Source organism: Actinomadura sp., assembly GCF_044508335.1.
GTDB lineage: Bacteria > Actinomycetota > Actinomycetes > Streptosporangiales > Streptosporangiaceae > Spirillospora.
This window is the reverse complement of sequence record NZ_JBIQHY010000075.1, coordinates 1-6,271: the sequence shown is the minus strand read 5'-3', so window position 1 is coordinate 6,271 and position 6,271 is coordinate 1. Positions and strand designations below refer to the sequence as shown.

General features: G+C 69.9%; 8 protein-coding genes, 1 tRNA gene and 1 pseudogene. 3 read left to right on the top strand and 7 right to left on the bottom strand.

All coding sequences use genetic code 11. The annotated features are described in order from the left end of the window. From ACIWVC_RS23040 to ACIWVC_RS23030, 3 genes are all read right to left on the bottom strand, one after another. Positions 1–559: M64 family metallopeptidase (locus ACIWVC_RS23040; RefSeq protein ID WP_396454559.1), on the bottom strand; the 559-nt coding region annotated here is incomplete at its 3' end. A gap of 135 nt (positions 560–694) precedes the next feature. Further along, entirely contained in the window at positions 695–1,486 is a 792-nt protein-coding gene (locus ACIWVC_RS23035) for an SDR family NAD(P)-dependent oxidoreductase (RefSeq protein WP_396450226.1), read from the bottom strand. Between the two features lie 17 nt (positions 1,487–1,503). Beyond that, the gene (locus ACIWVC_RS23030) at positions 1,504–1,707 is read right to left on the bottom strand and encodes a hypothetical protein (RefSeq protein WP_396450225.1); all 204 of its coding nucleotides are present in this window, start codon (positions 1,705–1,707) and stop codon (positions 1,504–1,506) included. A 203-nt stretch (positions 1,708–1,910) separates the two neighbouring features. On the opposite strand from ACIWVC_RS23030, the gene ACIWVC_RS23025 reads away from it, so the two are divergent. From ACIWVC_RS23025 to ACIWVC_RS23015, 3 genes are all read left to right on the top strand, one after another. Further along, entirely contained in the window at positions 1,911–2,030 is a 120-nt protein-coding gene (locus ACIWVC_RS23025; protein WP_217711122.1) for a DLW-39 family protein, read from the top strand. Positions 2,031–2,043: 13 nt separating this feature from the next. Next, positions 2,044–2,739, top strand: coding sequence for an HAD family hydrolase (locus ACIWVC_RS23020; protein WP_396450223.1), 696 nt, complete (start codon positions 2,044–2,046; stop codon positions 2,737–2,739). Positions 2,740–2,757: 18 nt separating this feature from the next. Further along, positions 2,758–2,830 (top strand) — tRNA-Ala (locus ACIWVC_RS23015). Positions 2,831–2,882: 52 nt separating this feature from the next. Here ACIWVC_RS23015 and ACIWVC_RS23010 read toward each other — a convergent pair. From ACIWVC_RS23010 to ACIWVC_RS22995, 4 genes and pseudogenes are all read right to left on the bottom strand, one after another. Next, the gene (locus tag ACIWVC_RS23010) at positions 2,883–4,037 is read right to left on the bottom strand and encodes a tyrosine-type recombinase/integrase (RefSeq protein ID WP_396454558.1); all 1,155 of its coding nucleotides are present in this window, start codon (positions 4,035–4,037) and stop codon (positions 2,883–2,885) included. Continuing rightward, the gene (locus ACIWVC_RS23005; protein WP_396454557.1) at positions 4,037–4,273 is read right to left on the bottom strand and encodes an excisionase family DNA-binding protein; all 237 of its coding nucleotides are present in this window, start codon (positions 4,271–4,273) and stop codon (positions 4,037–4,039) included. The genes ACIWVC_RS23010 and ACIWVC_RS23005 overlap by 1 nt, the downstream gene beginning before the upstream one ends. After that, on the bottom strand, positions 4,270–5,868 hold the full coding sequence (locus tag ACIWVC_RS23000) for a replication initiator (RefSeq protein ID WP_396454565.1): 1,599 nt from the start codon (positions 5,866–5,868) through the stop codon (positions 4,270–4,272). Before ACIWVC_RS23000 ends, ACIWVC_RS23005 begins: the two co-directional genes overlap by 4 nt. Before the next feature lie 119 nt (positions 5,869–5,987). Next, positions 5,988–6,271: pseudogene (locus tag ACIWVC_RS22995) on the bottom strand (cell division protein FtsK); the annotation flags it as partial.

Genomic DNA, 6,271 nt, shown 5'->3' with positions numbered 1-6,271 from the left:
TGAGAGCGGACATCGCGTTGCCGCCGGAGGCCGTCGCGTATGTTCCCCCTGCACCGCCGTAGGTGTCGCTGTTGGCGAGCGCGAGGATCTGACGGTTTTGCTCTGTCGCCCCTGGGACGAGGTCCGCGTACGTCTTGGCGGCCGCAGAATCCATGAGGAGAAGACGCTGGATGCCGTCGTCCCTGCATCCGCTCCAGAACGCCATGCGCAGCGGGGTGGCACGTCGCGGAGACGACAACGCCGGGTCACAGCTGACCCCGGACTCATCGGACGGGATCTCCACCGCATACACGTTGATATAGGTGCGATACGACTTGAACGGCTCGATCGTCCACAGGTCGTTCAGGTGCTTCGCGAGGTCCGTCCGGAACTTCGGCATGTCCGCCGGCGTGTAACCGTCCCCCAGCACCACGAGGTTGAAGCGCTTGGCGGGGTCGCCGGTGACCTGGACCGGCACCACCGTCGCATCCGCCGGCTCCACCGCCCGCGCGGGAACCGCCAAGAGCGGCAGGACGGTCGCGGCCGCCGCCCCGATCACGATCTTCCCGGCCGTCCACATGCGCAGACCTCCTCCGAGGCGCACGCGGCAGGCGGGGGGTGGGCGGCCCGGGCGCAGCGCCTGGCTCGTCCCGCTGATCAAGCGGGCACGCCCGGATTATCGCCGGAGCATCGGCGTTTGTCGCCAGGTGCGGCGCTACCGCTTGTCGCGCTGCCCGTCCGCGAGGCCCTCCGCGATGCGCTGCCCGCCCGCGCGCCGCTGCACCGCCGCCGACAGAGTCGGCGCGATCCCGCTGATCCGGGCGCCGAGCCGCAGCCCCAGCGGCGCGACGTCGATCTCCGCGATGTTCCGCTCGATGGCCCGGACGGTCGCGCGGGCCACGTCCTGCGGCGTCCGCGTCCCGATCCCCTTCGGCAGGGTCACCCCGGCGTCCGCGAACATCCCCGCATCCCGGATGAACCCCGGGAAAACGGTCGACACGCCGACGCCGCGCGGGCGCAGGTCCTCCCGCAGCCCCAGGGCGAAACCCCGCATACCGAACTTCGTCGCGTTGTACAGCGACGCGTGGCCGGACGCGGCCTTCCCGGACAGCGACGACACGAACACCAGATGCCCGCGGCCACGATCGGCCATCTGCGCGGCGGCGAGCTTCGCCATCACGATCGGCGCGCGCAGGTTCACGTCCAGCGTCCGGTCGATCTGCGCGATCGAGTACTCGTCGAGCAGCCCGGACGCCGGCAGCGCCGCGTTCGCGACCAGCACGTCCACCCGCCCGGCCTCGTCCAGCAGTTTCTCGGCCGCGTCGCGGTCGGCGAGGTCCGCGACGATGGCCCGGCCGCCGAGCCGGTCGGCCAGCGGCTCCAGGACGTCCGCCCGCCGGCCGGTCAGCACGACCCGGCCGCCGCGGCCGGCGAGCGCCTTCGCCAGTGCCTGGCCGATCCCGCCGGTCGCCCCGGTCACCAGGACGTTCGCTCCGCGCAGCTCCATGCCGAGATCATGGCGGATCACATCCCGATGCGCCACAGCAGCAGGACGATCGACGACAGCACCAGCCCGGCCGCGCCCAGCGGGACGTCCCCCATCGCGATCAGCGCGGCGCACCCGGCGGCGGTGAGCCCCGCGACCAGCACCAGCCCGCGGCCCCCGGGGGACCGGCCCCGCTCCCCCTCGAACTCGCGTTCCCAGCGCCGGAAGTCGTCCTCTGCCATCGGCACTCCCGAAGGTCGTCCCTTCGGATTATGCGGCCGGCCGGACGTCCCGGCGAGAGGCCGCCCGGCGGAGCGGTCCGATAACGGCGAGCGGGTGCGGATCGCCCGGCAACGATTGCTAGGCTGCGGAGAGCCTGGGGAAGCAGATACTGATCGGCACACCCCGGGTTTTGACTTCATAGTCGAGGTGAAGGGGTCCCACCGTGAAGAAGCTGCTCATTCTCGCCGTTGTCGCTCTCGGCGGCTTCGCCGTCTGGCGCCGGATGCAGCAGGACCGCGCCGAGCTGGACCTGTGGACCGAGGCCACGTCGTCCGACAGCTGACACAGGCCCCGGCGTGACCGGCGCAGTCGCATGCATCGATCTCGCCGGGACCACCGTCGCGGACGGTGACATCGTCGAAACCGCCTTCGCCGAGGCGATCGCCACGCTGGGGATCGTCTCCGGCACGGCGGCGTTCGAGCGCGCCGTCGCCCGCTTCCGGGACACACGCGGCGCGTCGGACGCCGCCGTCTTCCGCTCGCTCTTCGACGAGCCGCGCGCCCAGGCCGCGCACATGGCGTTCGAGCGGTCCTACGACCAGCTCGTCGACCGGCGCGGCCTGTTCGCCGTGCCCGGGGCCGCCGACACCTTGAAGCGCCTCCGCTCCTCCGGCGTCCGCGTGTGCCTGCTCACCGGCTCCGGCCGCCGCACCCAGGCCCGCGTCCTCGACGCCCTCGACTGGTGGGACCGCGCCGACCTGACGCTGAGCCCGGAGGACGCCGCCCGCGACCGCCCGTGCCCGGACCTCGTCCTCACCGCGGCCCTGCGCCTGGGTGTGGACGACGTCCGGCACGTCATCGTCTGCGGCGCCACCGCCCCCGCCATCGAATCCGGCCGCCGCGCCGGCGCCGCCGTCCTCGCGGGCGTCCTCACCGGCCCCCACTCCCGCGACGACCTGCTGGCCGCCGGCGCCACCCACATCCTCCCCACCGTCGCCGACCTCCCGGCCCTCGTCCACGCCGATGCCGCGCCCGCCCGCGACCACGGGTAAGCTTTGACCCGCCCACACGGGGCCTTAGCTCAGTTGGTAGAGCACCGGCTTTGCAAGCCGGGTGTCAGGGGTTCGAATCCCCTAGGCTCCACCCACCCAAAAGCCCAGGTCAGAACCTAAGTTCCGGCCTGGGCTCTTGTGTCTCACGATCTCTTCTTCCGCTTTCGTGCCCGTTGCGTGCCCGATCGCTTCTTCCCCTTGAGTTCAGCCTTGGCCATGGCACTCAAGGTGTCGGCGATCTCCCGGTGCCGCTCGTCCGTCGCGTGCAGGTAGATCATGGCCGCGCGGTCGCTGGAGTGGCCCATGCGTTCCTTGAGTTCCGGGAGCGTCGCCCCAGCGATCGCGGCGAGGGTGTTCCCGGTGTGCCGCAGGTCGTGGAAGCGCACCCCCTTGAGCTCCGCCTTCTCCAAGGCCCGCACCCAGTTGCGCCGGAAGTTCGCCCGCCGGAGCAGCGCACCCTTACCGCCGACGAAGACGAGCCCCTCGTCGCCGTCCTGGGCGAACGTCTTGACGTGCTCTTTCAGCTCAGGGAGCACGATTGCCGGAATCGGAAGCGTCCGGACGCCAGCCTCAGTCTTCGGAGGCCCGAAGTGGAGCGGCTTACCCGTCACCTCCACCAGCGTCCGCTCAACCCGCACGGTGCCGGCCTTGAGGTCGACGTCCTTCCGCCGCAGCGCCACTGCTTCACCCCAACGCAGGTTCGCGAAGGTCGCGAGCAGGACGAGCGCCCGGTAACGATGGTCGATCGCCTCAGCCAGGGCGAACACTTCGGAGATGCTGAGGACGGGCCGCTCTGGCGAGTTCTCGGCCCCGCCACCCTTGACCGTGCAGGGGTTCCGCTTGATCATGCCGTCGCTGACCGCCGTGTTCATGATGGCCTTGAGCAGCCGATATGCCTTGGCCACCGTGACGGCACCGGTTCCGGAGTCGAGCAGATGCTTACGCCAGCGCCGCACGTGAGCATCCTTGATGTCCGAGACCGCCGAGTTGCCGAAAGTCGGAGCGAGGTGCAAACGGACGAGGCCCTCATACCGTTCGAGGGTCTTTGCCCGCAGGCCCGGACGCTCCTTGAGCCACGCTTCGGCGTACTCCTTGAAGGAGACTTGCCCGGCATCCGGGGAGAGCCAGTCACCGCTCTTTATCTCGGCTTCTTTGAGTACAAGCCAACGCTCGGCGTCCCGCTTGGTCGGGAACGTGTGCGGCGCAGGCCGATCGATCTCGTCGGGCCCGAGGTAGCGAGCTTGGAACCGCCCCGAGGGCAGTTTCCGGACGCGTCCGAAGCGACGCTTGCCAGCCATTACGCGGCCCTCCTGGTGTAGTTGCCCCGCAGGGTGACCGGCTCGACGAGACCAGCCGCGATGAACTCGTGAAGCGCGGATTCGGGGATGCGCACGAACCGGCCGACCCGCACGAACCGGATACGCCGTTCCTCGATCAATCGCCGTGGGAACCGTTGCGAGGTGTTGAGGTACTCGGCCGCCTCAGCCACGGTCAACAGCCGCTCAGCCGGAAGGGTGCCGGGTCGTTTGGTCACGCTGCCTCCGCAGTTGCCGAAAGTTCTGGGGTGGGGTTGTGGGTCGCGGCGTCGAGCTGGCGGCGCCGTTGGATGCGTTCGTTGATCAGAAGCAGGAGCCGTTGTTCGGCGGGTTTCACGTCGGGGTCACCGGGGCCGGCTCTCTCCCAGACGTGGACCGCTTGCGGGTCGGCCGGGTTCGACACCGGGACACCGGCCTCAGCGAGGCGGGCGAGGACCCAGGCTTTGCGGTCGGCTTTGTGGTCGGCGAGGGTCTTGCCGGACCATTTGCGGGAGACCAGGACGCGGCGGCCGCCGTAGCCGAGGTGTTCGCGTCGGTGTGCTTTGCCCTTGCAGTAGCCCGGCGTGAGCCCTTTGCGGGGATTCTTGGGCTGGACGCCGTAGCGCAGCCAGTTCGCGCACGTGGGCGAGCAGGGTTCGTAGCGCAGGGCTTCGGCCATCCGGTCGACGTGTTCACGCTGCGCCGCAGTCTCCGCGTTGTGGCATTCGGCGACTCCTTTGACCAGGTACTTGGTCAGGTAGCCGATGCAGCGCCGGGAGTCGGCGGAGTCGGCGAGGACGCCTTGCGCGTCGATCTGTCGCCCGAAGCGGATCACGTGCAGGGGTTCGGCGTCCTCGTCCTGGCCGAGGGCGTCTAGCGCTTGGTCCCAGGTGGGGAGGACTTCACCGGTGGTGGGGTCGAGGTAGCCGCCGTTACCGTTCTCGCCTGCGATGTCGTCCCAGACGGGCAGGTGTTCGCCGTCGAAGACGACGCGGTCGGTCGGAGGCCACCACACTTGGTGATAGGTGGCCGCTACCACCTGCCGCAGCTCAGCCCGCGAAACCGTGCCGCGTATGGCCATGTGCAGATGCGGGGCGAGCCGCCGCTGAGGTTCGACGGCCGCGAAGTACTGCACGTCATAGCCGACGAACCGGCGCAGGTTCTGCACGAACCGGTCCACCAGCTTGGAGAAGTGCAACGCGTCCCGCGCCGCCCGCGCGTAGTCGTAGGACGCGGGGTCGACCGGCGTACCGTCACCGCGCACCCGCCCGTAGGAGTCCAGGGTGAGCGTGAGGAACAGCGAGGGCCGGAAGGTTTTGCCGTCCTTGCCCCGGAACACCTTGCCGACCGTGCGGGAGTCGACCGGACGACGAGGAAGGTCGGGCGCATCTTGGCGCCGTCGAGTCGACCGAGTGCGCCGGCCCCTCGTCTGATCGCCGGTCCTGAGGGAGCCGCGGACCCCGGTGCGTTCAAGCTCGTTGTCGAGATCGCGTATCACCGCGTCCCAGAACGAGGTGTCTTCCCCGTCCGCCGTCCCGTCGACTGCCGCGCGGTCACGGGCCGCCGCAGCATGCGCCCGCAGTTCCATCCACGCTCGTTGCTCCTCGTCCGGGTCAGCGCGTGTGATGACGGGTTCCTCGGTCAGGTGCCAGCCCTGGCGGCACTGCACCGCGCGGAGTTTGCGCTTGCGTTCGGCGCACGAGGGACAGACCGAGGCCAGGGTGTGACCGCACGGGACGTAGACCATTTCCGCCGCGCCCGTGTTCAGGTCGACCCGCCGCATGGGCACGGGACGGATGCAGACGCCGTGCTCGACCGCGACCGCTTCCAACACGCCCCGCGCCAGCGGAGCCAGCGTCTTGACGACCGGTTCCGGGCCCGGTTCGGCCGGAGCGGACGGGGCGACCTCGGGAGCGCCGAGGGTGGGTTGCGTGATGCGAGGAGCCGATGTCGTCACGCAGCCCCCCAGATGTCGAGGTCAGGCACCCCGTAGGCGACCATGTCGCGAATGTCGTCGTCGCAGACGTAGGCCGCCCGGACCCGCACCGGGTCAGGGGAAGTTTCGAGGCGGACGAACCCGACGCCCGCGCCGATCTCAGGAACCGAGGAGATTTGATCAGCGAGGGCGCCACGGTCGCGGGCACCGTCGCCAAGCACCATGTCGACCTGTTCGTCTTCATCGAGGCGCAGGGCGATGCGGTCGGGGAACAGGTTGCGCAGGTTGTTGACCTCTTTGC

Bases quoted from the DNA above. Each gene is read 5' to 3' on its own strand.
- ACIWVC_RS23010 (WP_396454558.1), bottom strand. From the start codon at position 4,037: ATGGCTGGCAAGCGTCGCTTCGGACGCGTCCGGAAACTGCCCTCGGGG.
- ACIWVC_RS23030 (WP_396450225.1), bottom strand. From the start codon at position 1,707: ATGGCAGAGGACGACTTCCGGCGCTGGGAACGCGAGTTCGAGGGGGAG.
- ACIWVC_RS23035 (WP_396450226.1), bottom strand. From the start codon at position 1,486: ATGGAGCTGCGCGGAGCGAACGTCCTGGTGACCGGGGCGACCGGCGGG.